Here is a 25566-nt window from a genome sequence, read left to right as displayed (position 1 = left end):
AAACGCCCGGTTACATTCCGAACCCGGAAGCTAAGCCTCACAGCGCCGATGGTACTGCAGGGGGGACCCTGTGGGAGAGTAGGACACCGCCGAACTCCTTTTATAGCTCCGGCTCTTGGGCATATCGCCCGGGAGCCGGAGCTTTTTTGCGTTGAGGTAGGGTCAGGGGGCACCGTTGGCTCGTTTCTCACAGGAGGTCCCCGGGTGGAGGTCCAGGAGACCCGTGTTCAGACAGAGCGGGTCCTCACCATCCCGAACATCCTCAGCATGGCGCGTCTCGTCGGCGTCCCCGTCTTTCTGTGGCTGATCCTTCGGCCTGAGTTCGGCGGTCCGAAGAGCGACGGCTGGGCGCTCCTGGTGCTGATGCTGAGTGGGATCAGTGATTATCTGGACGGCAAGCTCGCGAGGCGCTGGAACCAGATCAGCAGCCTTGGCCGGCTCCTCGACCCGGCGGCTGACCGGCTCTACATTCTCTCGACTTTGGTCGGTCTCACCTGGCGCGAGATTCTGCCAATCTGGTTGACCGCTGCACTGCTGGTGCGAGAGTTGGTTCTGCTGGTGATGGTGGGCATCCTCAGGCGCCATGGGTATCCGCCGCCGCAGGTGAACTTCCTGGGGAAGGCGGCTACCTTCAACTTGATGTATGCCTTCCCGCTACTTCTGCTCAGTGACGGGAGTGGATGGATCTCGTCACTCGCTGCTATTTTCGGATGGGCGTTCGCCGGATGGGGTACAACCCTGTACTGGTGGGCAGGAGTCCTCTACGTGGTACAAGTCCGCCGACTGGTTCGTGCGGACGCCATGGCCGATTGAGCTCGCCGATTGAGCGGCTGTAGTGGCTGCATGGCCCGCGTCGGCAAAGTGCGGGACAATCTGGACGGGTGAAGTCGGCTAGACCGTCGTCTCTTCAAGGAGGACGCTTCCGACATGAAGGCCGTCGTGATGGCCGGAGGCGAAGGCACGCGCCTTCGCCCAATGACCTCAAGCATGCCCAAGCCGCTCCTGCCAGTGGCCAATCGGCCGATCATGGAGCATGTGTTGCGGCTGCTCAAAAGGCATGGGCTCAACGAGACAGTCGTCACCGTCCAGTTCCTGGCGTCGCTCGTCAAGAACTACTTCGGTGACGGGGAAGAGCTCGGCATGGAGCTCACGTATGCCAATGAGGAGAAGCCACTCGGTACCGCCGGAAGCGTCAAGAACGCCGAGGAGGCGCTGAAGGATGACACTTTCCTCGTCATCTCCGGTGATGCGCTGACCGACTTCGACCTCACCGAGCTCATCAGTTTCCACAAGGAAAAGGGTGCGCTCGTCACTGTCTGCTTGACGAGGGTGCCGAATCCACTGGAATTCGGTATCACCATCGTCGACGAGGAAGGCAAGGTCGAGCGTTTTCTCGAGAAGCCGACCTGGGGTCAGGTCTTCTCCGACACCGTGAACACCGGCATCTACGTCATGGAGCCCGAGGTCTTCGACTATGTCGAGGCCGATGTTTCCGTCGACTGGTCCGGTGACGTCTTCCCGCAGCTGATGAAGGAAGGGCGGCTGGTCTACGGCTATATCGCCGAGGGCTACTGGGAAGACGTCGGCACGCATGAGAGCTATGTGAAGGCACAGGCCGATGTCCTGGAGGGCAAGGTCGATGTCGAGCTCGACGGCTTCGAGATCTCGCCCGGTGTGTGGGTCGCGGAGGGCGCCGAGGTGCATCCCGATGCCGTGCTCCGTGGGCCCCTCTACATCGGGGACTACGCCAAGATCGAGGCCGGCGTGGAAATCCGTGAGCACACCGTTGTCGGCTCGAACGTTGTCGTGAAGAGCGGCGCCTTTCTGCACAAGGCGGTGGTGCACGACAACGTGTACATCGGTCAGCACAGCAATCTGCGTGGCTGCGTCGTCGGGAAGAACACCGACATCATGCGAGCGGCCCGGATCGAGGACGGCGCGGTCATCGGCGACGAGTGTCTCGTCGGTGAAGAATCGATCATCCAGGGGAACGTCCGCGTTTACCCGTTCAAGACGATCGAGGCCGGCGCATTCGTCAACACCTCGGTGATCTGGGAATCGAGGGGGCAGGCACATCTCTTCGGCGCTCGTGGCGTGTCCGGGATTCTGAACGTCGAGATCACACCCGAACTGGCAGTGCGGCTGGCCGGGGCTTACGCGACCACCTTGAAGAAGGGGTCCACTGTCACCACAGCCCGCGACCACTCCCGCGGTGCCCGCGCGTTGAAGCGGGCGGTCATCTCCGCGTTGCAGGCCAGCGCCATCGACGTCCGAGACCTGGAAAACGTACCTCTGCCGGTGGCTCGGCAGCAGACTGCGCGGGGGAGTGCCGGGGGGATCATGATCCGGACGACGCCCGGTGTGCCTGATTCCGTCGACATCATGTTCTTCGACGGGCAGGGTGCCGATCTTTCGCAGGCCAGCCAGCGGAAGCTGGACCGGGTGTTCGCGCGGCAGGAGTACCGGCGGGCGTTCCCCGGGGAGATCGGGGATCTGTACTTCCCGGCCAGTGTGTTCGACTCGTACACCGGGTCGCTGCTGCGGAATATCGACACGACCGGGATCGCGGAGTCCGGACTCAAGGTGGTCGTGGATGCGTCCAACGGCAGTGCGGGACTTGTGCTGCCCAGTCTGCTCGGCAAGCTCGGTGTCGATTCGCTGACCATCAATCCCGGTCTCGACGAGTCCAGGCCGACGGAGTCCGCGGATACCCGGCGGTCCGGGATGGTGCGGCTCGGGGAGATCGTGGCGTCGGCGCGGGCCGCCTTCGGGGTGCGGTTCGATCCGGTGGGTGAGCGACTTTCGCTCGTTGACGAGAAGGGGAGGATCGTCGAGGACGACCGGGCGCTTCTGGTCATGCTGGATCTGGTGGCCGCCGAGCGGCGCAGCGGGCGCGTGGCGCTGCCGGTGACCACGACTCGTATCGCCGAGCAGGTCGCGGCCTATCACGGGACACAGGTGGAGTGGACCACTACTTCGCCCGACGATCTGACCCGGGTCGGGCGCGATGAGTCGACCATCTTCGGCGGGGACGGGCGCGGTGGGTTCATCGTGCCGGAGTTCAGCAGTGTGTTCGACGGTACGGCGGCTTTCGTACGGCTCATCGGGCTGGTCGCGCGGACGCAGCTCACTCTCAGCCAGATCGATGCCAGGATTCCGCGGGCGCACGTCCTGAAGCGGGATCTGGCGACTCCCTGGGCCGTCAAGGGACTTGTCATGCGGCGGGTCGTCGAGGAGGCCGGAGAGCGGTTTGTCGACACCACGGACGGGGTGCGCGTTGTTGAGACCGACGGGCGGTGGGTGATGGTTCTGCCTGACCCGGCGGAGGCTGTTACGCATCTGTGGGCCGAGGGGCCTGACGATGCTTCCGCTCAGGCGCTGCTCGATGAGTGGGCTGCCGTTGTGGACAGCGCCGGTCGCTGAAGCGGGTTGCACGCGCGCGTGCCGGACGGGTCCCGGAAGGGGCCTGTCCGGCACGCCGGTGGGGCCGTTCGGAGGTAGTGGTCACGACGTGGGACGATGTGCGGCATGCCGCAGCAGCCCCCCGTTCGGAGCGTCCCCGCGAGCCGTTCCCGCCCGGACGCGTCCATGTCGCTGCTCACCAACGTCATGGACCACAGCCTCGACGAGGGGTATGCCGAGGCGGCCGCACGGAAGAAGGCCGCGGGCGCCGGCGCTCTGCCGAAGCCGCTCAGGGCCAAACTCGGCCTTGCCGCCGGTCTGGTGCTCGCCGCTCTGGTGGTGACCGTGGGGGCCGCGCAGGCGCGGATCGCGGCGCCCGGGATCGCCAAGGAGCGCGAGGAGTTGATCGACCGTATCGACCTCGAGACCGAGGCGGCGGACAAGCTGGAAGAGTCCGTCGACGAGCTGCGCGACGATGTGAGCGCGCGTCAACGTGCGGCCCTGAATTCGGAGGGCGGCAGTGAACAGGCCGACCTGGTGGGCATCCTGTCCGGTGCGATCGAGGTGCACGGGCCCGGCGTGAAGCTCGTCGTGGACGACGCGAAGGAAGCCGGCACCGGTGCCGGCGGGGACGCGCGGGAGACCTCCGGGTTCTCCGACACGGGGCGGGTGCGTGACCGGGACATGCAGCGGGTCGTCAACGGGCTGTGGCAGTCGGGCGCCGAGGCCGTCGCGATCAACGGACAGCGGCTGACGGCCCTGTCGGCGATCCGGGCCGCGGGAGACGCGATACTGGTCGACAACAAGCCGCTGGTGCCGCCGTACACGGTGCTCGCGGTGGGGGACGGCAAGCGGTTGAGCACCAGGTTCCAGGACAGCGCCGACGGACTGTATCTGCACGCGCTGCAGGAGAACTTCGACATCCGGACCAGCATCTCCGTGGAGAGCGACCTCCGGCTGCCCGCCGCACCGAGTGTGATCGTACGTACAGCACAGCCGAGTACAGAGAAGGGCACATCGTGATCGCGGTACTGGGGCTCGTCGTGGGAGTCGTGGCCGGTTTGTTGGTCCGGCCCGAGGTTCCGGTGGTCGTCGAGCCTTACCTTCCCATCGCCGTCGTCGCGGCTCTGGACGCCGTGTTCGGTGGTCTGCGGGCCATGCTCGACGGTATCTTCGACGACAAGGTCTTCGTGGTGTCGTTCCTGTCCAACGTCGTCGTGGCCGCGCTGATCGTCTTCCTGGGCGACAAGCTGGGAGTGGGCGCCCAGTTGTCCACCGGTGTCGTCGTGGTCCTCGGCATCCGCATCTTCTCCAACGCCGCGGCGATCCGCCGGCACGTGTTCCGGGCCTGACGCCGATGAGTGACAACGAGAAGAACAAGGACGCGAGCGACAAGCACGCAGACGCGGGCGAGAACCGGTTGCGCGAGGAACTGCCCGAAGAGGTCTCTCCCCCGCCGTCGGAGGCTCCGGACGCGCCGACCGCGGAGTCGGCGGCTGTCGAGGAGGCCGAGCCGTCCCTGACCGGCCGTCAGCGACTGGTGAAGGGGCTGTGGCCGCTACGGGTCACCCGGGCGCAGCTCATCGTCGCGCTGCTGCTGTTCGGGCTCGGGTTCGGGCTGGCCGTCCAGGTGGCGTCCAACAGTGACAGCAACAGTGCGTTGCGCGGTGCGCGTCAGGAAGATCTCGTGCGCATCCTCGATGAACTGGATGACCGTACTCAGCGTCTTGAGGACGAGAGGCAGGGTCTCGAAGCTCAGCGGACCGAGTTGGAGAACAGCTCGGACCAAGCTGAGGAGGCCCGGAAGCAGACGGTCGAGAAGGAGCGGCAACTGGGCATCCTGGCGGGCACGGTGGCCGCGCAGGGGCCCGGAATCACGTTGACCATCGAGGACACGAAGGGAACGGTCGAGGCGGACATGCTGCTCGACGCGATCCAGGAGCTGCGCGCGGCCGGTGCCGAGGCGATCCAGGTCAATGGGGTACGGGTGGTCGCCGGGACCTTCCTGGCGGACGAGGACGGTGGGGGAGTGAGCGTCGACGGGAACAAGATCGACGCTCCCTATCGTTTCAAGGTCATCGGCAAGCCGCAGGACCTCGAACCGGCGCTCAACATTCCGGGAGGTGTGGTGCAGACCCTGGAGAAGGAGCAGGCCACCGTTACCGTGGAGCGGGCGGGCAAGATCGTCGTGGACGCCTTGCGAGCGGCGAAGCAGCCTGACTACGCTCGGTCGTCCTCCCGGTGAACCGGGGGTGCATGGGGGCTGTCCGCGGAGGGCATGAGGTTGCGGGGGGTCGGCGCACCGAATGGGTGGTGCGTGGTGGAAACTGTCAGGTGGAGACGGACGTTGTGAGGATGTCCGGGTCGACCGGTAGGTGCAGTCAGGGTTCGTCCTGCCCCACGGGCGGGTCTGTTTCGGTCAAGGGGAATCGCCCGTGAAGTTGTTTGCGAAGTTGTTCGGCAAGAGCGCGCGAGAGGGCAGCGAAAATGCGACCGCCCGCCATCGCGCACAGCCTGACGCGGAGGGTCAGCGTCCGCTGTTCCGGGACCAGGTCGGTGGTCCGGGCGGTGACGTTCCGGGAGGTCAGGGCGCGCCGTCTGTTGACCCTGCCCAGTCCGGGCGCATAGGTTTCGGGGAACCGTCAACCTCAGGTACGGGTGGAGAGTTTTCCGCCGATCCGTATGCGTCCAATGCCCCGGCGGGGCAGCCGCGGCAGGAGGATCCGTCGATGTCGGCCCTGGTGTGTACGAGGTGCGGTAACCGCAACGGCGAGAACAGCCGTTTCTGCTCCAACTGCGGTGCGCCGCTGCGGGCCGGGGCCACCCCCGAGCGCCCGTCGGAGACGACGTCCACGATCTCCATCTCCGGCATCGAGGCGTACGACGCCGAGGTCACCGGTCAGACGCAGATGCCGATGCTGTCGCCCGAGGCGCAGGCCGCCGTGGACGCGCTGCCGCTCGGTTCGGCGCTTCTGGTGGTGCGCCGCGGCCCGAACTCGGGCAGCCGCTTCCTCCTGGACGGCGAGCTGACCACGGCCGGGCGTCACCCGCAGAGCGACATCTTCCTGGACGACGTGACCGTGTCGCGCCGTCACGTGGAGTTCCGCCGGGGCCAGGACGGCATGTTCACGGTCGCCGACGTGGGCAGCCTCAACGGCACGTACGTCAACCGGGAGCGGATCGACCAGGTTGCTCTGTCGAACGGTGACGAGGTGCAGATCGGCAAGTACCGGCTGGTCTTCTACGCGAGCCAGCGAGGCTACTGACCCTCCCCCGGACTCGGTCCGGGGGAACCCCAGGGAAGGTCCATGCTTCAAACACCGAGCGGCGGTGCCGGGCACGGCATCGCCGCCGTGGACAGTGGGCTGATGAGCATCGGCACGGTGCTGAACACGCTGCGCGACGAGTTCCCCGAAGTCACCATCTCCAAGATCCGTTTCCTGGAGTCGGAGGGGCTCATCGAGCCGCAGCGGACCCCCTCGGGGTACCGCAAGTTCAGCCCCGAGGACGTCGAGCGCCTCGCCCACGTCCTGAGAATGCAGCGGGACCACTATCTGCCCCTCAAGGTGATCAGGGAGTACCTGGACGCCATGGAGCGCGGGGAGGTCGTCACGCTCCCCACCGTGGGCCGGCAGCGTGACGGTGAGCCGGTCCTGGAGCCCGAGAGGCCCACGGCTGTCCGGATCGGCCGCGCCGAGCTGCTCGCCGCCGCAGAGATCGGCGACGAGGAACTCGAGGAGTGGCAGTCGTACGGGCTCGTCACGCCGCTCCCGGACGGGGCGTACGACGCGGATACGGTCACCGTCGCCGCGCTCGTCGCCGAGCTGGGGCGGTTCGGGATCGAGCCGCGGCATCTGCGGGCGATGAAGGCCGCCGCCGACCGGGAGGCCGGCCTGGTCGACCAAGTGGTGGCTCCGTTGAAGCGCCACCGCAATCCGCAGACCAGGGCTCTCGCGGAGGCCCGCAGCAAGGAACTGGCGGGGCTCACGGTGAAGCTGCACGCGGCTCTGGTGCGCATCGCGCTGGGCGTGCGGCAGCCCTGAGCGGGGAGGGCTGCCAAGGCCGGATCGGCCACCCGTTCCGTGCCCGACTACCCAAACGTCCCGGGCACGGCCTAGGGTTGCTGTGTGAACGAGCTCGATGTCGTAGGTGTCCGGGTCGAAATGCCCTCCAACCAACCGATCGTGCTTCTGCGTGAAGTGGGAGGCGACCGCTACCTCCCCATCTGGATCGGACCGGGGGAGGCGACGGCGATCGCCTTCGCTCAGCAGGGCATGGCCCCCGCACGACCGCTGACCCACGACCTGTTCAAGGACGTGCTGGAAGCTGTCGGCCAGGAGCTCACAGAAGTGCGCATCACGGACCTGCGCGAGGGCGTCTTCTACGCGGAGCTGGTGTTCGCCAGCGGAGTCGAGGTGAGCGCCCGCCCGTCCGACGCCATAGCGCTGGCGCTGCGCACCGGGACGCCGATCTACGGCAGCGACGGAGTGCTCGACGACGCGGGGATCGCGATCCCGGACGAGCAGGAGGACGAGGTGGAGAAGTTCCGCGAGTTCCTCGACCAGATCTCCCCCGAGGACTTCGGGACCAACAGCCAGTGAGACCGACAGTTGATGAGGCTTGAGGCGGCCCCACGGACCCTGTGGTCGGTGGGGCCCGTCTTTTGACCCGTGGAGACACGGATGATGGCAATTGCCAGCGGCGTGTGAGAGCGTCGTGCGGCCCACGCCGAGCGCATTCGGCTAGCCTTTCCCCGCGGTGGGGTGCGGGAAACCACTCCTAGGGTGATTATCACTCGGCGTGCCTAGTGTGGCGATCGTTGACGCACCCCTGGTGACTGCCTACCGTCGAGAAGGCAGGTCAAGGACGGAGGTCGGCGTGAGAAGCAGCGGCGACGGTACGGCTGGGGGTGCCCCCGGACGCGGTCTGGGGGAGAGCGGCCCGTACCCGCTTCACGGCAACGCGGCCGGTCACGTTCCGCGGCGGCCGACGGCGGTAGCAGGCAGCGGAGGGGCGACATCCATGGCGTCCGAGGAGATCGGCTACCGCGGCCCCACGGCATGCGCGGCGGCCGGCATCACCTACCGGCAACTGGACTACTGGGCGCGCACCGGACTGGTCGAGCCGAGCGTGCGGCCCGCTCACGGGTCGGGGACGCAGCGGCTCTACAGCTTCCGGGACGTTGTCGTCCTGAAGATCGTCAAGCGCTTTCTGGATACCGGTGTCTCACTGCAGAACATCCGTACGGCGGTTCAGCATCTGCGGGCGTGCGAGTTCCGAGATCTGGAGCGCATGACGCTGATGAGCGACGGTGCGACCGTCTATGAGTGCACTTCCCCCGATGAGGTGCACGCGCTGCTCCAGGGCGGGCAGGGCATTTTCGGCATCGCCGTCGGCGTCGTGTGGCGAGATGTGGAAAGCGCTCTCTCGCAACTGCACGGCGAGCGCGTCGACACCGGCGAGACGCTCGTCGGACAGAACCCCGCGGACGAGCTGGCACGGCGGCGCAACCGGGCGGTCTAGAGCCTGCCGTTCGCTGAGGCAGGCCCTGGTGGTGCCCCGCCTTCCGAGGCGTTGTCAGTGGCGTAGGGCAGCATCGGAGATGTGAGAAACGCGCCCACGATCCTGCATCTCGACATGGACGCCTTCTTCGCCTCGGCGGAGCAGGCGTCCAAGCCGAGTCTGCGCGGGAAAGCCGTTGTGGTGGGTGGGCTCGGGCCGCGTGGAGTGGTGGCCACCGCGTCGTACGAGGCCCGGGTCTTCGGGGTGCACTCCGCGATGCCGATGGCGCAGGCGCGCAGACTCGCGCCGAACGCCGCGTATCTCGTGCCCCGGGGCGGTTTCTACCGGACGATCAGCGAGCAGGTCATGCGGCTCCTGCACGGTTTGTCGCCGTTGGTGGAGCCGCTCAGCCTGGACGAGGCGTTCGTGGACCTGGAGGCCGGGGGAGCCGCCTGGGACGAGGAGTCGGCGCGGCTGGCCGGCAGCAGGTTGCGCACGGAGATACGGGCTGTCACGGGGCTTACGGGATCGGTGGGACTCGCCGCCTCCAAGATGCTTGCGAAGATCGCCTCGGAGCAGGCGAAGCCGGACGGGCTGGTGCTGATCGACCCCGGGACCGAGCGGGCGATGCTCGGGCCGATGTCGGTGCGTACCCTGCCCGGGGTCGGCCCGGCGACCGGTGATCATCTGCGGCGGGTCGGGATCAGTACGGTCGACGAGCTGGCCGAGGCGGGCGAGGACGAGCTCGTACGGCTGCTGGGGAAGGCCCACGGGCACGCGCTGTACGCCATGGCGCTGGCACGTGACGAGCGGCCCGTGGTGGCCGAGCGGGAGACCAAGTCCGTGTCGGTCGAGGACACGTACGACGTGGACATCCACGACCGGGGCCGGGTGGGGACGGAGGTGCAGCGGCTGGCGGACCGGTGTGTGCGGCGGTTGCGCGAGGCCGGGCTGTCGGGACGGACCATCGTCCTGAAGGTGCGGCGGTACGACTTCTCCACGCTGACCCGGTCCGAGACGCTCCGGGGGCCCACGGACGACCCGGCGGTGGTGCGGGAGGCGGCGGCCAGGCTCCTGGAGTCCGTGGACACGACGGGTGGTGTGCGACTGCTGGGGGTGGGGGTCAGCGGCCTCGCCGACTACACGCAGGAGGATCTGTTCGCCCAGGCCGCCGGGGAGTTGGCGGCGCTGGAGCCGGTGGAGGAGGCGCAGCGTGAGGCCGTCGAGGCGCTGGAGGTGCCTGTGGAGCGGCGCTGGACCACGGGGCACGACGTACGGCATGCCGACTTCGGGCACGGGTGGGTGCAGGGGAGTGGGCTGGGGCGGGTGACCGTCCGGTTCGAGACGCCGGACTCGGAGCAGCCTGGGCGGGTGCGCACGTTCCGGACCGACGATCCCGCGCTGGAGCCGGCGGATCCGCTGCCGTTGGTGGACCTTGGGCCGCGAAGACCCGACGGCGCCGTGGAAGGGCCGGATCAGGTGTCGTCGGTGCCTGCCAGCCTGCCGAAGTCATGGTCCGGGAACGGGGGCGGGGGAGCCACGTCGAGGCCGTAGTGGTGGTACAGCTGGAGTTCCTGTTCCGGAGAGAGGTGGCGGCCCACGCCGAAGTCGGGAGCGTCCTTGATCAGCGCCCGCTCGAAGGGGACGTGCAGGGTGCCGGCGACCAGTTCGCTGGGCTCCAGGGGCACGAAGGCGTCCCGGCTGAACAGCCCTGTGCGGATGGCCGCCCACTCCGGAACCCCTGTCGCGTCGTCGAGGTAGACCTCGTCGATCGTGCCGATCTTGGTGCCGTTGCGGTCGAAGGCCTTGCGGCCGATCAGGTGGCGCGGATCGATGTCGGTCTGCACGGGCCCTCCCGTATGGTCGCAACTCATCCGTAAGCACTACAAAAGAGCACATTGGTGATGGTGGCCACTCGAAGGTCTGTGCGTGGAGCCCGCTGATAGGCTGGCCAACGGCTGCTGACCCTGTGCGGGAGAGTCCTCCGGAACCTCGGAGGCGCCGAAGGAGCAACTCCTCCCCGGAATCTCTCAGGCCCCTGTACCGCACGGACGAGGTCACTCTGGAAAGCAGAGCGGGTGTCGACGGTTTCCGCTCTCACCGACGGTGAAAACCGGTACGTCAGCGTCTTGGCGGCCCGGTGAAGCTCTCAGGTCGAGATGACAGAGGGGGAGGCCGTTCGGGCACCCGTGCCGTGGTGCCCCTCGAAGGTCGCGACGACCAGGAGGCCTCCGTAATGACCGCCCATCGCATTCCGCTCGCCGCACTCGAACAGGGAACTCCCTTCGAGCGGCGCCACATCGGGCCCGACCACGAGGACCGGGCCAAGATGCTCGCGCAGGTCGGATATGGCTCGCTCGACGAGTTGACGGCCGCCGCGGTCCCGGATGTGATCAAGAACGCCGATGCCCTCGATCTGCCGGGCGCGCGCACCGAGTCCGAGGTACTGGCCGAACTGCGGTCGCTGGCCGACCGGAACCAGGTGCTGGGGTCCATGATCGGGCTCGGGTACTACGGGACGTTCACCCCGCCCGTCATCCTGCGGAACGTGATGGAGAGCCCCGCCTGGTACACCGCGTACACGCCGTACCAGCCGGAGATCTCGCAGGGGCGCCTCGAAGCGCTGCTCAACTTCCAGACCATGGTCGCCGACCTCACCGGGCTGCCCACCTCCGGCGCCTCGCTGCTCGACGAGGGCACGGCGGCCGCCGAGGCGATGGCGCTGTCCCGGCGTATGGGCAAGAACAAGAAGGGGCTCTTCCTGGTCGACGCGGATGCGTTGCCGCAGACCGTCGCCGTGATTCGGACGCGGGCCGAGCCGACCGGTGTCGAGGTCGTCGTCGCCGACCTGAGCGCGGGCATCCCGGACGACATCGCGGGGCGCGAGATCAACGGCGTGCTTCTTCAGTACCCGGGCGCCTCCGGTGCCGTACGGGACCTGAAGCCCGTCGTCGAGCAGGCGCACGGGCTCGGTGCCGTGGTCACTGTCGCCGCCGATCTGCTGGCCCTGACGCTGCTCACCTCGCCCGGTGAGCTCGGCGCCGACATCGCGGTCGGGACGACCCAGCGGTTCGGGGTGCCGATGGGCTTCGGCGGGCCGCACGCCGGATACATGGCCGTGCGCGAGCAGTTCGCGCGCAGCCTGCCCGGGCGGCTTGTCGGTGTCTCCGTCGACGCGGACGGGCACAAGGCGTACCGGCTCGCCCTCCAGACGCGGGAGCAGCACATCCGCCGTGAGAAGGCGACCAGCAACATCTGTACGGCTCAGGTGCTGCTGGCCGTGATGGCCGGCATGTACGCCGTGTACCACGGGCCCCAGGGGCTGCGGACCATTGCCCGGCGCACCCACCGGTACGCCACGATCCTCGCCGCCGGGCTGACGGCCGGCGGTGTCGAGGTGGTCCACGGGGCCTACTTCGACACGCTCACAGCGCGGGTGCCCGGGAAGGCCGGCGAGGTCGCCGCTACGGCGCGCGCGCACGGGGTCAATGTGCACCTCGTCGACGCCGACCGGGTGTCGATCTCCTGCGACGAGACCACCACACGTGCCCAACTGAGCGCCGTATGGACGGCGTTCGGGGTCGACGGTGACATCGAAGCGCTCGACGCCGGTGCCGAGGACACGCTGCCGGGGGCGCTGCTGCGCACCGACGAGATCCTCACGCACCCCGTTTTCCAGCAGCACCGCTCGGAGACCGCGATGCTGCGTTACCTGCGCCGGCTCGCCGACCGTGACTACGCGCTCGACCGGGGCATGATCCCGCTGGGCTCCTGCACCATGAAGCTCAACGCGACCGTCGAGATGGAGCCGGTCACCTGGCCCGAGTTCGGCCAGCTGCACCCCTTCGCGCCCGCCGAGCAGGCGCAGGGCTATCTGACGCTCATCCGTGAGCTGGAGGAGCGGCTCGCCGAGGTCACCGGGTACGACAAGGTGTCGCTCCAGCCGAACGCCGGTTCGCAGGGGGAACTGGCCGGGCTGCTGGCCGTACGGGGGTACCACCGCGCCAACGGTGACGTGCAGCGGACGGTCTGTCTGATTCCGTCGTCCGCGCACGGGACCAACGCGGCCAGTGCCGTCATGGCCGGGATGAAGGTCGTCGTCGTGAAGACCGCCGAGGACGGGGAGATCGACGTCGAGGATCTGCGGGCGAAGATCGAGCAGTACCGCGACGAGCTGTCGGTGCTGATGATCACGTACCCGTCCACGCACGGTGTGTTCGAGGAGCATGTCGCCGACATCTGTGCCCAGGTGCACGAGGCCGGCGGGCAGGTGTATGTCGACGGGGCCAACCTCAACGCGCTGGTGGGGCTCGCCAAGCCGGGGCACTTCGGCGGGGACGTCTCGCATCTGAATCTGCACAAGACGTTCTGCATTCCGCACGGCGGTGGCGGTCCGGGCGTGGGCCCCGTGGGGGTGCGGGCGCATCTCGCGCCGTACCTGCCGAACCACCCGTTGCAGCCCGCGGCCGGGCCCGAGACGGGTGTGGGGCCGATCTCGGCGGCGCCCTGGGGTTCGGCGGGCATCCTGCCCATCTCGTGGGCGTACGTCCGGCTGATGGGTGGCGAGGGGCTCAAGCGGGCCACGCAGGTGGCCGTGCTGAGCGCCAACTACATCGCCAAGCGGCTGGAGCCGCACTTCCCGGTGCTGTACACCGGCCCCGCCGGGCTCGTCGCGCACGAGTGCATCATCGATCTGCGGCCGATCAGCAAGGCGACGGGTGTGAGTGTCGACGACATCGCCAAGCGGCTGATCGACTACGGCTTCCACGCGCCGACGATGTCGTTCCCGGTGGCCGGGACGCTGATGATCGAGCCGACCGAGTCCGAGGACCTGGGCGAGCTGGACCGGTTCTGCGAGGCGATGATCGCCATTCGCGGCGAGATCGAGAAGGTCGGCACGGGCGAGTGGCCGGCCGACGACAACCCGCTGCGGAACGCGCCGCACACCGCCGCCGCACTCGGCGGGGAGTGGACGCACGCCTACACGCGGGAGGAAGCCGTGTTCCCGGCCGGTGTCTCCGCCGCCGACAAGTACTGGCCGCCGGTGCGCCGGATCGACCAGGCCTTCGGTGACCGGAACCTGGTCTGCTCCTGCCCGCCGCTGGATGCCTACGACGAGTAGGGAGGTTTGACGGGTCGAGGTGCCGGCCCGTCCGCCTTCCGTGGTCGGGGGCCGGTGTGGGGCACGGTGGCGGGGGCGACCGTGCCCCGGCGGGGTGCGGATGCTCGAAACGGGCGGGTGCGTCTCGTCGAGCAATGGTGGTTCATGGCTCGACGCGGTCAGAGCAGTACGTGACCGGCGGGCAGCGTTTTCCGACTGGCTTCGCCGGTACAGCTGCCGCTGCCAGGCCCCCTGAAAAGGACACGCTCTCCTGCCGGCCTGAACAAGGCAGGCAGGAGAGCGATGTCACGTGGAGCCGGGCAACCACATGGCTACGGCGGGCGGCCATCGTGGTTCGGTGTTCTCTTGCGAGACGGGCAGACTCACAGTCCCTTTTCGACCCGGTCGATGAGCGCTCGCACCGCCTCTCCCTGGGAAGCTGTCAGCGTTCCCTTGTCGACCTGGTGAGCGGTCCAGTCTCCGATGTCACCCAGCCGGGCCAAGGCCCGGTCCACGTGTTCATCGGTGCCGTGCGTGCCGTCCGCCACGTAGGTGGTCCACGCGGATCCGACCGAGGTCTGGACCTGCCGGGCCCACCGAACGGCCGTCGATGCGTCCGGAGCGTCCAGGCCCGCTACCAGATCCCGCAGTTCTCCGGCGGCCTCCTTGGCCTCACCGAGGCCGCCGAGGACGGTGTCGACGCCGAAGCGGTAGGCGCCCGACCCGACCTCGAACACGGCGGCCCCGTTCTCCATCCGGAGGAACCGGACTCCCTTGGCGGTATCCGCAGGCCGGCCGCCCTCGGTGACCGCCCAGCGGGTCGTCGACGGCACGTGAACCTCCGCGACGGTGTTGACCGGCACGGTCACCTTCAGGTCGAGGGCTCCGTCCCGGGTGCTCCACTTCGAGGAGAGAAGGCCGTAGACGGTCTTGAGGCTTCCTGAGCCCTCCGTCAGGTTTCCGCCGGGCACCGGAGCGATCCGGGAGCGCTTGTAGCCGGGGTCGATCGTGGAGAGGCCGCCGATGTTCTGGAACATCCAGTCGCCCACGGCGCCGTAGGCGTAGTGGTTGAAGGAGTTCATGTCGACCGGGCCGAAGTCGCCGTTGGGCATGATCGAGTTCCAGCGCTCCCACATGGTGGTGGCGCCGTTGGCGACCTCGTAGCCCCAGGACGGGTAGTCCTTGTGCAGCAGCATCTTGTAGGCCAGGTCGTCCCGGCCGATCTTGCTCAGCGCGGGCAGCAGCAGTGGTGTTCCGATGAAGCCGGTTCGAAGGTGGTGGTCCGTGAGCGCCAGTTTGGCCACGAACTTCGCGCCGGCCTTCTCCACCAGTGCCGGGTCCGCGATGAGGTTCATGCCGAGGGCCATCGCGTACCCGGTCTGCGAGTTGCCCTTGACGGTGCCGTCGGCTGCGACGTACGCCTTGGTGAAGGCGGTCCGGATGTCGGCGGAGAGCTTGCTGTAGTCGGAGGCCGCCGTGTCGTCGTCGAGGGCCTTGGCCGTCTCCGCCATCATGCGGGCGTTCTCGGCGTAGTAGGCCGTGCCCAGGATGCCCTGCTCGGTCGGGTCGTCCAGATGCAGCCAGTCGTTGGTGAAGAACGTGGTGCGGCCGGGTTCGAGAAGGTCCGGTCCGGCGCTGTCGCGCACGAACTGGAAGAACTTCCGCATGGCGGGGTAGTTCTCGCGCAGGATGCGGGTGTCGTCGTACGAGCGCCACACGGAGTACGGCACGGTGATCATCACGTCGGACCAGCCGACGCCGCTGTCGCCGAACTGGCCCTGGGGGGTGGGTACGACCGCGGGCAGGTCGCCGTTGGCGTACTGGGAGTTGCGGACGTCCGCCATCCAGTGGGAGAGGAACGCGCGGGTGTCGACGAGGTAGTTGGCCGTCGGCGCGAACAAGCTGATGTCGCCCGTCCAGCCCAGGCGCTCGTCGCGGGCGGGGGTGTCGGTGGGGATGGAGAGGAAGTTGCCCCGCTGGCTCCAGGAGATGTTGCTCACCAGCTGGTTCAGCATGCTGTCCGAGGTGTTCAGCGTGCCGGTGGACGGGAGGTCGGATCCCCACACGACGCCCTTGATGTCGGAGAGTGCGGGAGGCGCGTTCACTCCGGTGATCTCGATGTAGCGGAACCCGTGTTGGGTGAAGGTGGGCTCGTAGGTCGTCGTTCCGGTGGCGGCGAAGGTGTAGCGGTCGGTGACCTTGGCACTGCGGAAGTTGTCGGTGTAGAGGGTGCCGTTCTTGTTGAGCACCTCCGCGTAGCGGATCCTGACCGTCTGGCCGGCGGAGCCGGTGAGGGCCAGCCGTGACACGCCGACCATGTTCTGACCGAGGTCGTAGACGTAGGCGCCGGGGGTGGGTTCGGTCATCGCCCGGGCCTGGAGCACCTGGGTCCGGCGTACCGGCTCGTCGCTCTGCGGGACCAGGAGGGCGGTCCGGGACTCCAGGCTCGCGGCGGGCTTCCACGTCGCGTCGTCGAATCCGGGGCGGCTCCAGCCCGAAGGCTTCAGGCGGGCGTCATAGGTCTCGCCGTCCTGCAGGTCGGCCTTGACGTAGGGGCCGTCCGCCGTCTTCCACGAGCCGTCCGTGGCGATCCACTGGATGGAGCCGTCGGTGTAGGTGATGCGCAGCTTCGCCACGAGGGCGGGGGAGTCCCCGTACTGGCGGCTCCAGCCGAGTCCGACCTTTCCGGCCCACCAGCCGTTCGCCAGCGAGGCGCCGATCGCGTTGTCGCCGCGGGTGAGCAGCTTCGTCACGTCGTAGGTCTGGGACTGGATGCGCTGGTGGTAGTTCGTCCAGCCCGGGGCGAGCACCTGGTCGCCGACCGGCTCGCCGTTGATCTCCAACGCGTAGACGCCGAGCGCCGACGCGTAGACGCGCGCGGAGGCGACCTTCTTGCCCGCCTCGGTCGCGAAGCCCTTGCGCAGTAGCGGCAGCGGCCGGGCTGCGGGTCCGTAGAGGGCGTCCGTGGTGCCGGACACCACAAGGGCGGAGTCGGCGATCTCACCGCCGGTGAACGGGTTCCGTCCGGAAGCGAAGTCTGTGTCGAGCAGCGCGCCGCCGTCGGCGTCGGTCACGACGGCGTCGTAGACGGTTCCCCGTTCGCCGCAGCATCCGTGGGTGCGGAAGCCGAGGTAGCCCTTGCTGAACGTGGTGTCCGTGGAGGTGTTGACCAGCTTGCCGTCGAGGGTCGTCCTGATGGTGGTGCCCGCCACGTCGTAGCGGACGGTGTGCCGGCCGGCGAGGAGACTCGCGTTGGTGAAGCCGTAGGGCGCGAGATCCACCTCCTGCAACACGCTGTAGTTGCCCTTGACCTGCTTGTGCAGTCTCAGCATCGGGGTCGGGCCCGTGACGTTGAACTGCCACATGTAGCCGTTGCTCGCGTCGGAGGCACGCAGGAACATGCCGAAGGCGGCGCTGTCGAGTTTGAACTCGACCGTGGCGGTGTAGTCGGTCCACTTGTCCAGCTCACTCGGAGCCTCAGGACGAGTGATCCACTGAGCACCCTCCCAGTTGCCGGGAGCCAGCAGGCCTGTCTCGAAGTACGCGGACGCGCTCCACGGACTGACGGTTCCCTTGTCGTCCCAGGCCCGCACACGCCAGGAGTAACGCGTGGCCGACTCCAGGGCAGGGCCGCCGTACTTGACACCCACCTGGCGGTCGGACTTCACCTTCCCGGAAGCCCACACGTCAGCAGACCTTGGCGTGCGTCCGACCTGGATCTCGTAGGCCTTCTGCGAAGTCGTCCGGCGGTTCGACGCCAACGCCCAGCCGAAGACCGGGTCCTCACCACCGATGCCCAGCGGGTTCACCCGGCCGTTGGTGGTCGGAGTCCTTACGGAGAACGGCGCGTCCGAGGCCGACGCCGCAGGCGCTGCGGGGGAAGCGGTCGCAGGCACGACCGCTGTGCCTCCGACCACGGCGAACACGAGAAAGCTTCTGAGGAGTACGAACAGAAGCGAGCGTCTATGGGGCATGGCATTCCTCTTCGAATGGGTTCGGGCCCTGCTGCGTGGATGCGTGCGCGGCCGGTGGCACCGCGAAGCACGATGGTCGTTCGTTGTGGAGGTCAGTCGGCCGTGCGGTTCAGCAGGGTCTCCAGAGCGGCGGCCGCGTCGGCGCCGCCGTCTTCGAAGAGGACCCTGTTCAGCAGCCCGGGCAGCCGGCCGGCAGGCAGGTCCAGGAACGGCGCGAGTCGCCGTGCCACCTGCGCCGAGTCGCCGCCGAGGCCGTGCCGGATCAGTACGCCGGCCGTGCGCCCCCAGAGCTGGGGGTCGTCCATCAGGTCCCGGACAGTGACCACCTCGGACGGTGTCGGGGCGAGGCAGGCATCGTCGGTGGTCCAGGTGTGCGTGCCGTGGGCCACGGTCACCGGGGGCTGCGCGGAACCGGGCAGGTGGACAGTGGCACGTGCTCCCGCGGGCACGACGACCTCGAGGTGAAAGAGGCCGTCCTCGCGTCGCCAGCGCACCGACGCCTCGCCGTACGGGGTGAGGTGCACGGCGGTGGCGTGGGTCAGCGACCCGTCCGGCAGGGGGCGTACGCGGATCTCGCGGTAGCCGGGTGCGGCCGGGGCCAGTCCCGCGACCGTGCGGTGCATCCAGTCGGCGACGGCTCCGAGCGCGTAGTGGTTGAAGGAGGTCATCTGGCCGGGGTTGACCGAGCCGTCGGGCAGCATGCTGTCCCAGCGTTCCCAGACGGTGGTGGCGCCCATCGTCACGGGATAGAGCCAGGAGGGGCAGCCCTTCTCCAGCAGCAGTCGGTGGGCGAGGTCCGGGTGGCCGGAGGTGGTGAGGGCGTCGGTCATCAGCGGGGTGCCGACGAATCCGGTGGCGATGCGGAAGCCGTTGGTGCGGACGAGGTCGGCGAGCCTGTCTCCGGCTGCCGCCCGATGGTGCGGGGAGGCCAGCAGGTCCCATTCCAGGGCCATGGCGTACGCGGTCGGCGAGTCGCCCAGGATCCGGCCCGCCGGGGTGACGAACGCGCGGGTGAACGCCTCCCGGGTCCGGGCGGCGAGCGCGGAGTACCGTGCCGCCTCGTCGGAACGGCCCAGTACCTCCGCGGTGCGGGCCACGACACCGGCGCACCGGGCCAGGCAGGCGGTGGCGACGACATCCGGCGGCGTACGGGCGGCGAACGGGTCGCTGGGCGGGGCGGTCGGGTCGAGCCAGTCGCCGAACTGGAAGCCGCCCGCCCACACGCCGTCGGTGGTGAGAGAGGCGGCCTTGTCGACCCAGGCGCGGGCGCTGGTGAACTGGCGCCGCAGGATGCCGCGGTCGGCGTAGCGCTCGTACAGCACCCAGGGCACGACGGGAGCCGCGTCGCCCCAGGCCGCCGCGGTCGGGGCCGCGTCGTCCAGGATGTCGGGGACCACCCAGGGCACCGCGCCGTCGGAGTGCTGGTCAGCAGCGAGGTCGGCGAGCCATGAGGACAGGAAGCCCGCCGCGTCGAAGAGGAAGGAGGCGGTGGGGGAGAAGACCTGGATGTCGCCGGTCCAGCCGAGCCGCTCGTCGCGCTGGGGGCAGTCCGTCGGTACGTCCAGGAAGTTGCCGCGTGTGCCCCGGACGACGTTCTCGTGGAACTGCTCCAGGTCCGGGTCCGAGCAGGAGAACCAGCCCGTACGGCGCAGGTCGCTCGTCACCACCACGGCCTGCAGGTCCTCCGCTTCCAGTTCCAGGTTCGGTATCCCGGAGACCTCCGCATACCGGAAACCGTGGAAGGTGAGAGAGGGTTCGAGGACCGACTCCTCGGCGTCGGCCAGGAGGTAGGTGTCGGTGGCGTCGGCCGCGCGCAGGGGCCGGGTGCACAGCTCCTCGTTCTCCAGGACCTCCGCGTGCCGGACGACGACCTCCGTGCCGGCCGTGGTCCCGCGCAGGCGCAGCCGGACCCAGCCGACGACGTTCTGCCCGAAGTCGACGAGGGTACGGCCGGACGGCGACTGCCAGACCTTCAGGGCCGGCAGCACCTCGGTGGCGCGTACCGGCGGGCCTTCCGGGGCCACGAGCCGGGACAGGCCCGCTTCCTCGTCAGGCAGCACGTCCACCGGGCCGTCGGCCTCGCCCGGCGTGAACCGCAGGTCGGTGCGCTGGCCTTTGTAGAGGTCGTCCGTGACGATGCCGGTGTCCCGGGCCCGCCACTCCTCGTCGGTACCGAACACCTCCACCGACCCGTCGGCATAGCGGACTTCTAGTTGCGCGAGCAGGGCCAGCCGGTCGCCGTACCGGGCGCGGGCACCCCACCAGCCGAGATGGCCCCGGTACCAGCCGTTGCCGAGTACGACCGAGAGGGTGTTCTCGCCCTCTGCCAACAGCGCAGTGACGTCGTGGGCCTGGTACCGCAGCCGGTGACGGTAGCTGGTCCAGCCGGGGGCGAGTACCTCGTCGCCGACGCGGGCGCCGTTGAGGGAGGCGGTGTAGACGCCATGGGCGGTGGCGTACAGACGTGCGCTCACGACGCCGGGGCGCAGGACCACCGTCCGGACGAGCTCCGGGGCGGGCGCGTCCAGGGCGCCGTGGTGGCGAGGGGTGATGAAGCGGGCGGTCCAGTCGTCGGGGCGCAGCAGTCCCGTCTCCACGGTGGCCGGGGCGCTCCAGTCGCTCCAGCGCGTTCCGGAGGCGACTCGGATCCGGACGTTCGCCCCGCCTCGCGAGGCCAGGGGCGTGAAGGGCCACGGGACCAGGATCTGCTCGGCAGAATCGACATGTGCCGTGGTGCCGGAGTCCAGCCGGACCTCGTACGCCGTCTGACGCCAGGCGGGATCGTCGGTGCGGACCTGCCACGACAGGCGGGGTTCGGGCGTGCCGACGCCGAGTGCGTCCTCGCGGTGCTCGAACCGGACGGAGACCACCGTGGTGCCGGGTTCCGGACGCTCAAGGCTCATGTCCGCCCCTCATTCCCTCTGTCGTGTGCAACGTTCTACGTTTGAAACGACTCAACCCTGTGGTGACGATGTCCAGGGCGTCAAGGGGAAGGGCAGGAAATTTCCAGCGGGCGGGCGTTCGCCCGACCGACGGTGAGGGTGGGAGCCGCTGATCAGGCGCCGGGCCGTGCGGTGCTGCCGCGCGTCACCAGATGCGGTGTCGAGGCCATGACGAGAGCGCGGTCCCGCCGCTTCTCGATCCGCTCCAGCAGCAGCCGGGCCGCGGTCTCGCCCATCATGGGGCCCGCCTGGTCGACGCTGGTCAGGCTCACCGGCGCGAGGGCGGCGACGGAGGTGTTGTTGTATCCGGCGAGCGAGAGGTCGCCGGGGATGCGCAGGCCGAGTTCGGCGGCCGCCCGGAAGACGCCGGTCGCGGCGACGTCCGCGCCGGCGAAGATCGCGGTCGGCGGGCGTGCCGAAGTGAGCAGTTCCATGGCGCCGCGGTAGCCGCCCTCGTCCGAGTACCCGGAGTGCACCACTCGGGCCAGGTCCGCCAGGTCGTGCCGGGCCATCGCCGCTCGGTAGGCGGCCCTGACGTGGTGCTCGGGGCGCTGCTCCCACTGGCTGCCCCGCACCGTCGGATGCGAGATGTGGGCGATGTCCCGGTGCCCGAGGCCGACCAGGTGGTCGATGACCAGGTCGACGCCGGCGCTGTCCTGATTGACGACGCAGTCGTACGCCGGGGAGGGGTCGTGGTGGCCGATGACGACGGTCGGCACGTCGGCCGCGATGCGCACGACCTCCCCGCGCGCGACGGCGGGGGCGATCAGGATCAGGCCGTCCATCTGCCGGTCCACCATGGCGTGGATCAGCTTGGTCTGGTCCTCCATCTCGGAGAATTGGCTGGAACCGAGGAACAGCGCGTACTCGGTGTCCCGCAGGGCCGCGTTCACGCCGTCCAGGAGGTCGGCGTAGAAGGCGTTGCGGATGCTCGCGAGAAGAACGCCGATCGTGTAGGTGCGGCCCCGCATGCCGCGGGCGGCGGCGTGCGGGCGGTAGCCCAGCTCGGTCATGGCCGTCTGCACCCGCTCGCGCATCGAGGGGCTCACGCCGTAGGCGTTGCGCAGCACCTTCGACACCGCGGAGGTGGACACACCCGCGCTGCGCGCGACATCGGTGATCGTGACCCGCTTCGAACCGCCTGCTGGTTGCACTGGGGCCCCATCTTTGTTGTCATGCACCGCTCGCTCTGCACCATGTGGCGTTTCCGGAACGTTACTCGCGGATGACTTGACGACTCCGGGTGGTTCGCCTCAATCTTTGGGCATTCCGTTTGTGGCACGTTACACGAAAGGCCCTGCGCAGCTTGCCGGGCCGACAACCGCATCGCTGCGAGCCACCCGGGACTCTGTAAGCGGCCGCAACGGAAGACGAACAGACCCCAGGTCGCGCCTCTCCCGCCGCATCCCATCCGGACTGAAACGATTCACCGTCGATCGTCGTCGCTCGAACGAAGGAACAACCATGAGGTCAAGCACTCTCGCCAAGAGAAGGGCCGTGGTGGCCGCGGCCGCCGTGCTGCCGCTCGTGCTCAGCGCCTGCAGCGCCGGTTCTCTCGGCTCGGCCAGTGAGGACGGGGGCGCGACGTCGATCAAGCTGCTCGTCGACAACGCGCCCGACAACCTCCAGTCCGCCCAGGAGCTGGCCAAGGCCTTCGAGGCGAAGAACCCGAAGATCAAGGTGAGCGTGGAGACCCGTCCCGGCGGGACGGAGGGTGACAACCTCATCAAGACGCGGCTGCAGACGGACAGCATGGACGACCTCTTCGTCTACAACGTGGGGTCCCTGTTCCAGCAGATCGACCCGACGAAGACGCTCACGCCGATCACCCAGGACCCGTACGTCAAAAATCTCGACGAGTCCTTCCTCCCGCAGGTCACGGTCGGCGGCCAGACCTACGGCGTCCCGTTGGGCTCGGCTCTCGGCGGCGGCGTCCTCTACAACAAGAAGGTCTACGACCAGCTCGGCCTGACGGTGCCGAAGACGTGGGCGGACTTCATCGCCAACAGCAAGAAGATCAAGGCTGCCGGCATCGCCCCGGTCATCCAGACCTACCAGGACACCTGGACCTCCCAGCTGCTGGTCCTGGGCGACTTCCACAACGTGGCGGCGGCCCAGCCGGACTTCGTCAAGGACTACACCGCCAACAAGGCGAAGTTCGCCACCGATCCGAACGCGGTCAAGGGCTTCCAGCACCTCCAGGAGATCCACGACCTGAAGCTGCAGAACTCCGACTACGCGTCGGCCACCCTCGTCAAGGGCCTGCAGATGCTGGCCACCGGCAAGGGCGCCCAGTACCCGATGCTCTCCACCGTCATCAGCGGGATCAGGACGAGCAACCCGGACCAGCTCAACGACATCGGCTTCTTCGCACTGCCGGGTGACGACGCCTCCACCAACGGCATGACGGCGTGGTTCCCGAACGCCCTCTACGTCCCGAGGACGACCACGGGAGACAAGCTCGCCGCGGTGAAGAAGCTCCTCGCGTTCGCCGCGAGCCCGGCCGGCTGCACGGCCCAGGCCAAGGCGTCGACGCCGACCGGGCCGTACCTGGTCAAGGGCTGCACCCTGCCGACGGACGTGCCGACCATCACCAAGGACATCGCCGCCTACTTCGCGGCCGGTGCCCAGAGCCCCGCGCTGGAGTTCCTGTCCCCGGTGAAGGGGCCGAGCCTCGACCAGATCAGCGTCCAGGTCGGATCCGGCATCACCGACGCGAAGACGGGCGCGACCCAGTACGACAACGACACGAAGAAGCAGGCCCAGCAGCTCGGTCTGCCGGGCTGGTAGGAACGCACGTCAGTGCTTCCCCGCCGCCTTCTTCACAGGGGCGGGGAGGCGCCCGAGAGAGGTCGAACGATGACCACAGTTGGACCCACCGGGCCACCGGCGGCCGAGCAGCCGGAAGCGGCCAGCAGGGCGCGCCGGTCCCCGGGAACGCGCAGTTCCTATCCCACCTGGTTCTATCTGCCGGCGGCAGCCGTCTACGGGGCGTTGTTCCTGGTCCCCACCCTCGCGTCGTTCTACTTCAGTCTGACCAGGTGGACGATCTTCAAGTCGACCTTCATCGGCCTGGACAACTACACCGCGTTCTTCCAGGAACCGGCCCTCGTCAAGGGCTTCGCCAACACCTTCCTCTACGCGGTCGTCACCTCGGGACTCAAGGTCGTCATCGGCCTCTTCCTCGGCATCCTGCTGACCAGCCAGATCCGCGCCCGGGGCTATCTGCGCTCGGTGGTGTTCTTCCCCGTGCTGGTCAGCACCGTGGGCGTCGGCATCACCTTCACCGCCTTCATGGACCCCTCCACCGGCGCGATCAACAGGGCCCTCTCCGCGATCGGCATCGACGGCCCCGGCTGGCTGACGGATCCCTCGCTCGCACTGTTCTCCGTGGCACTCGTCGACGTGTGGAAGGGCGTCGGCCTGGCGACCGTCATCTACATCGCCGGCATCGTGTCCATCCCGGACGAGTACCACGAGGCGGCGAAGCTGGACGGCGCGGGCGCGTGGCAGCTGCTGCGCAACGTCGTCCTGCCGCTGAGCTGGCCGGCCACGTCGACGGTCGTCCTTCTGTCGCTCATCGGCGGCCTGCGCTCCTTCGACCTCATCTGGGCGATGACGCGCGGCGGACCGGGCTTCAGCTCCGACGTGGTCGCCTCCGTCATCTACAAGCAGTACCAGGCGGGCTTCTACGGCCTGTCGACCGCCGGGAACGTCATCCTCTTCCTGGTCGTGACGGCGATCATCGTCCCGCTGTCCCGCTTCCTGGCCCGCAAGGAGGTCCAGCGATGAGGAAGTCCACCCGTACCTGGCTGGGCGCCCTGTCGGTCGCCGTCAGCATCGTCGTCTTCGTCGTCCCGTTCGCGTTCATCGTGCTGACGGCGGTCAAGGACCCGCAGCAGGCCTCCCAGTTGGACTTCTCCTGGCCACGCAACTTCCAGTTGGTCGACAACTTCGTGCAGGTGCTGGAGGCGCGGGACTACATTCTCGTCATCGCGTTCGTCAACAGCATGATCCTGACCGTCGCCAGTGTGACGGCGATGGTCGTCCTCGGCGCGATGGTCGCCTTCGTGCTGCAGCGCAGGGTCACCCGGTGGACGGGCCTGATCAACTTCCTGGTCCTGTCCGGGCTGATCATCCCTCCGGCGGTCGTGCCGACGATCTGGGTCCTGCAGAAGGCGGGGTTGTTCGGCACGCTCCCCGGACTGATCCTCGTGGAGATCGCCTTCGGACTGTCCTTCTCCATCCTGCTGTTCCGCGCGTTCATCGCCACCATCCCGCGCGAACTCGACGAGGCCGCGATCATCGACGGCGCCTCCCCGCTGCGGCTGTTCTTCCGGGTCATCCTCCCGATGCTCCGCTCGGTCGTCGTGACGGTGATCGTCGTGCAGTCGGTGGCCGTGTTCAACGACTTCACCAACCCGCTGTACTTCCTGCCGGGCGAGCAGAACGCCACCGTCCAGCTGACGCTGTTCAACTTCCAGAGCCAGTACAGCACCAGCTACAACCTGCTCTTCATGGACATCCTGCTGATCACCGTGCCGCCGCTGATCATGTTCCTGTTCTTCAACCGGCAGATCGTGGCGGGCATGACCGCGGGGGCGGTCAAGGGCTGAGAGTCCCGTACCTCCCGTACCTCGCACCA

18 protein-coding genes, 1 rRNA gene and 1 riboswitch are annotated in these 25566 nt (G+C 68.3%); of the genes, 15 read left to right on the top strand and 4 right to left on the bottom strand.

The genetic code is table 11. The annotated features are described in order from the left end of the window. The 11 genes from rrf to ACH4TV_RS46065 all read left to right on the top strand — a co-directional run. Positions 1-95 (top strand): 5S ribosomal RNA (rrf, locus tag ACH4TV_RS46115); the annotation flags it as partial. Between the two features lie 109 nt (positions 96-204). After that, positions 205-813, top strand: a complete 609-nt coding sequence (locus ACH4TV_RS46110) for a CDP-alcohol phosphatidyltransferase family protein (protein ID WP_398407458.1) — start codon at positions 205-207, stop codon at positions 811-813. Positions 814-927: 114 nt separating this feature from the next. After that, a complete protein-coding gene (locus ACH4TV_RS46105; protein WP_398407457.1) occupies positions 928-3423 on the top strand; it encodes a sugar phosphate nucleotidyltransferase in 2496 nt (831 codons plus the stop codon). A gap of 105 nt (positions 3424-3528) precedes the next feature. Next, complete coding sequence (locus tag ACH4TV_RS46100; RefSeq protein WP_398407456.1) at positions 3529-4425, top strand: DUF881 domain-containing protein; 897 nt, start codon at positions 3529-3531, stop codon at positions 4423-4425. Next, entirely contained in the window at positions 4422-4754 is a 333-nt protein-coding gene (locus ACH4TV_RS46095) for a small basic family protein (RefSeq protein WP_266824523.1), read from the top strand. Before ACH4TV_RS46100 ends, ACH4TV_RS46095 begins: the two co-directional genes overlap by 4 nt. A gap of 5 nt (positions 4755-4759) precedes the next feature. Beyond that, on the top strand, positions 4760-5647 hold the full coding sequence (locus ACH4TV_RS46090) for a DUF881 domain-containing protein (protein ID WP_398407455.1): 888 nt from the start codon (positions 4760-4762) through the stop codon (positions 5645-5647). A gap of 130 nt (positions 5648-5777) precedes the next feature. Beyond that, positions 5778-6668 (top strand): FHA domain-containing protein, encoded by an 891-nt coding sequence (locus tag ACH4TV_RS46085; protein ID WP_398407454.1) that lies wholly within the window; start codon positions 5778-5780, stop codon positions 6666-6668. A gap of 42 nt (positions 6669-6710) precedes the next feature. Then, the gene (locus tag ACH4TV_RS46080; protein WP_398407453.1) at positions 6711-7445 is read left to right on the top strand and encodes a MerR family transcriptional regulator; all 735 of its coding nucleotides are present in this window, start codon (positions 6711-6713) and stop codon (positions 7443-7445) included. A gap of 84 nt (positions 7446-7529) precedes the next feature. Continuing rightward, on the top strand, positions 7530-8003 hold the full coding sequence (locus tag ACH4TV_RS46075; RefSeq protein ID WP_006123076.1) for a bifunctional nuclease family protein: 474 nt from the start codon (positions 7530-7532) through the stop codon (positions 8001-8003). A 277-nt stretch (positions 8004-8280) separates the two neighbouring features. Further along, the gene (locus tag ACH4TV_RS46070) at positions 8281-8925 is read left to right on the top strand and encodes a MerR family transcriptional regulator (protein WP_398407452.1); all 645 of its coding nucleotides are present in this window, start codon (positions 8281-8283) and stop codon (positions 8923-8925) included. 81 nt (positions 8926-9006) lie between these two features. Next, a complete protein-coding gene (locus tag ACH4TV_RS46065; RefSeq protein WP_398407451.1) occupies positions 9007-10458 on the top strand; it encodes a DNA polymerase IV in 1452 nt (483 codons plus the stop codon). On the opposite strand, the gene ACH4TV_RS46060 is transcribed toward ACH4TV_RS46065, so the two are convergent. Further along, positions 10380-10751, bottom strand: coding sequence for a PRC-barrel domain-containing protein (locus ACH4TV_RS46060; protein ID WP_398407450.1), 372 nt, complete (start codon positions 10749-10751; stop codon positions 10380-10382). The genes ACH4TV_RS46065 and ACH4TV_RS46060 overlap by 79 nt on opposite strands. A 115-nt stretch (positions 10752-10866) precedes the next feature. Continuing rightward, positions 10867-10960: riboswitch (glycine riboswitch) on the top strand. Positions 10961-11140: 180 nt separating this feature from the next. On the opposite strand from ACH4TV_RS46060, the gene gcvP reads away from it, so the two are divergent. Then, entirely contained in the window at positions 11141-14026 is a 2886-nt protein-coding gene (gene gcvP / locus ACH4TV_RS46055; RefSeq protein WP_398407449.1) for an aminomethyl-transferring glycine dehydrogenase, read from the top strand. A 362-nt stretch (positions 14027-14388) separates the two neighbouring features. On the opposite strand, the gene ACH4TV_RS46050 is transcribed toward gcvP, so the two are convergent. The 3 genes from ACH4TV_RS46050 to ACH4TV_RS46040 form a co-directional block, all read right to left on the bottom strand. After that, a complete protein-coding gene (locus ACH4TV_RS46050) occupies positions 14389-17901 on the bottom strand; it encodes a family 78 glycoside hydrolase catalytic domain (RefSeq protein WP_398407448.1) in 3513 nt (1170 codons plus the stop codon). 170 nt (positions 17902-18071) lie between these two features. Beyond that, positions 18072-20882: a family 78 glycoside hydrolase catalytic domain gene (locus tag ACH4TV_RS46045; RefSeq protein ID WP_398407447.1), complete on the bottom strand. Its 2811-nt coding sequence runs from the start codon at positions 20880-20882 to the stop codon at positions 18072-18074. A gap of 152 nt (positions 20883-21034) precedes the next feature. Beyond that, positions 21035-22075 carry a LacI family DNA-binding transcriptional regulator gene (locus ACH4TV_RS46040; protein ID WP_398407446.1) on the bottom strand — a complete coding sequence of 347 codons (1041 nt, stop codon included), beginning with the start codon at positions 22073-22075 and terminating at the stop codon, positions 21035-21037. Between the two features lie 310 nt (positions 22076-22385). Here ACH4TV_RS46040 and ACH4TV_RS46035 point away from each other — a divergent pair, with 310 nt between their 5' ends. From ACH4TV_RS46035 to ACH4TV_RS46025, 3 genes are all read left to right on the top strand, one after another. Beyond that, positions 22386-23711 (top strand): ABC transporter substrate-binding protein, encoded by a 1326-nt coding sequence (locus tag ACH4TV_RS46035; RefSeq protein WP_398407445.1) that lies wholly within the window; start codon positions 22386-22388, stop codon positions 23709-23711. 69 nt (positions 23712-23780) lie between these two features. Beyond that, positions 23781-24713, top strand: a complete 933-nt coding sequence (locus ACH4TV_RS46030; RefSeq protein ID WP_398407444.1) for a carbohydrate ABC transporter permease — start codon at positions 23781-23783, stop codon at positions 24711-24713. Next, positions 24710-25537: a carbohydrate ABC transporter permease gene (locus tag ACH4TV_RS46025; RefSeq protein ID WP_398407443.1), complete on the top strand. Its 828-nt coding sequence runs from the start codon at positions 24710-24712 to the stop codon at positions 25535-25537. Before ACH4TV_RS46030 ends, ACH4TV_RS46025 begins: the two co-directional genes overlap by 4 nt. The last annotated feature ends 29 nt before the right edge of the window (positions 25538-25566 follow it).

The organism is Streptomyces sp. NPDC020898 (genome assembly GCF_044333925.1).
Lineage (GTDB): Bacteria > Actinomycetota > Actinomycetes > Streptomycetales > Streptomycetaceae > Streptomyces.
The sequence above is the reverse complement of the archived record's forward strand: the minus strand, read 5'-3'. Positions and strand labels throughout refer to the sequence as shown.

Excerpts from the sequence above, each read along its gene's own strand:
- ACH4TV_RS46105 (WP_398407457.1), top strand. The coding sequence starts at position 928 with ATGAAGGCCGTCGTGATGGCCGGAGGCGAAGGCACGCGCCTTCGCCCA.
- ACH4TV_RS46100 (WP_398407456.1), top strand. The coding sequence starts at position 3,529 with ATGCCGCAGCAGCCCCCCGTTCGGAGCGTCCCCGCGAGCCGTTCCCGC.
- ACH4TV_RS46090 (WP_398407455.1), top strand. The coding sequence starts at position 4,760 with ATGAGTGACAACGAGAAGAACAAGGACGCGAGCGACAAGCACGCAGAC.
- ACH4TV_RS46080 (WP_398407453.1), top strand. The coding sequence starts at position 6,711 with ATGCTTCAAACACCGAGCGGCGGTGCCGGGCACGGCATCGCCGCCGTG.
- gcvP (WP_398407449.1), top strand. The coding sequence starts at position 11,141 with ATGACCGCCCATCGCATTCCGCTCGCCGCACTCGAACAGGGAACTCCC.
- ACH4TV_RS46045 (WP_398407447.1), bottom strand. The coding sequence starts at position 20,882 with ATGAGCCTTGAGCGTCCGGAACCCGGCACCACGGTGGTCTCCGTCCGG.
- ACH4TV_RS46035 (WP_398407445.1), top strand. The coding sequence starts at position 22,386 with ATGAGGTCAAGCACTCTCGCCAAGAGAAGGGCCGTGGTGGCCGCGGCC.
- ACH4TV_RS46030 (WP_398407444.1), top strand. The coding sequence starts at position 23,781 with ATGACCACAGTTGGACCCACCGGGCCACCGGCGGCCGAGCAGCCGGAA.
- ACH4TV_RS46025 (WP_398407443.1), top strand. The coding sequence starts at position 24,710 with ATGAGGAAGTCCACCCGTACCTGGCTGGGCGCCCTGTCGGTCGCCGTC.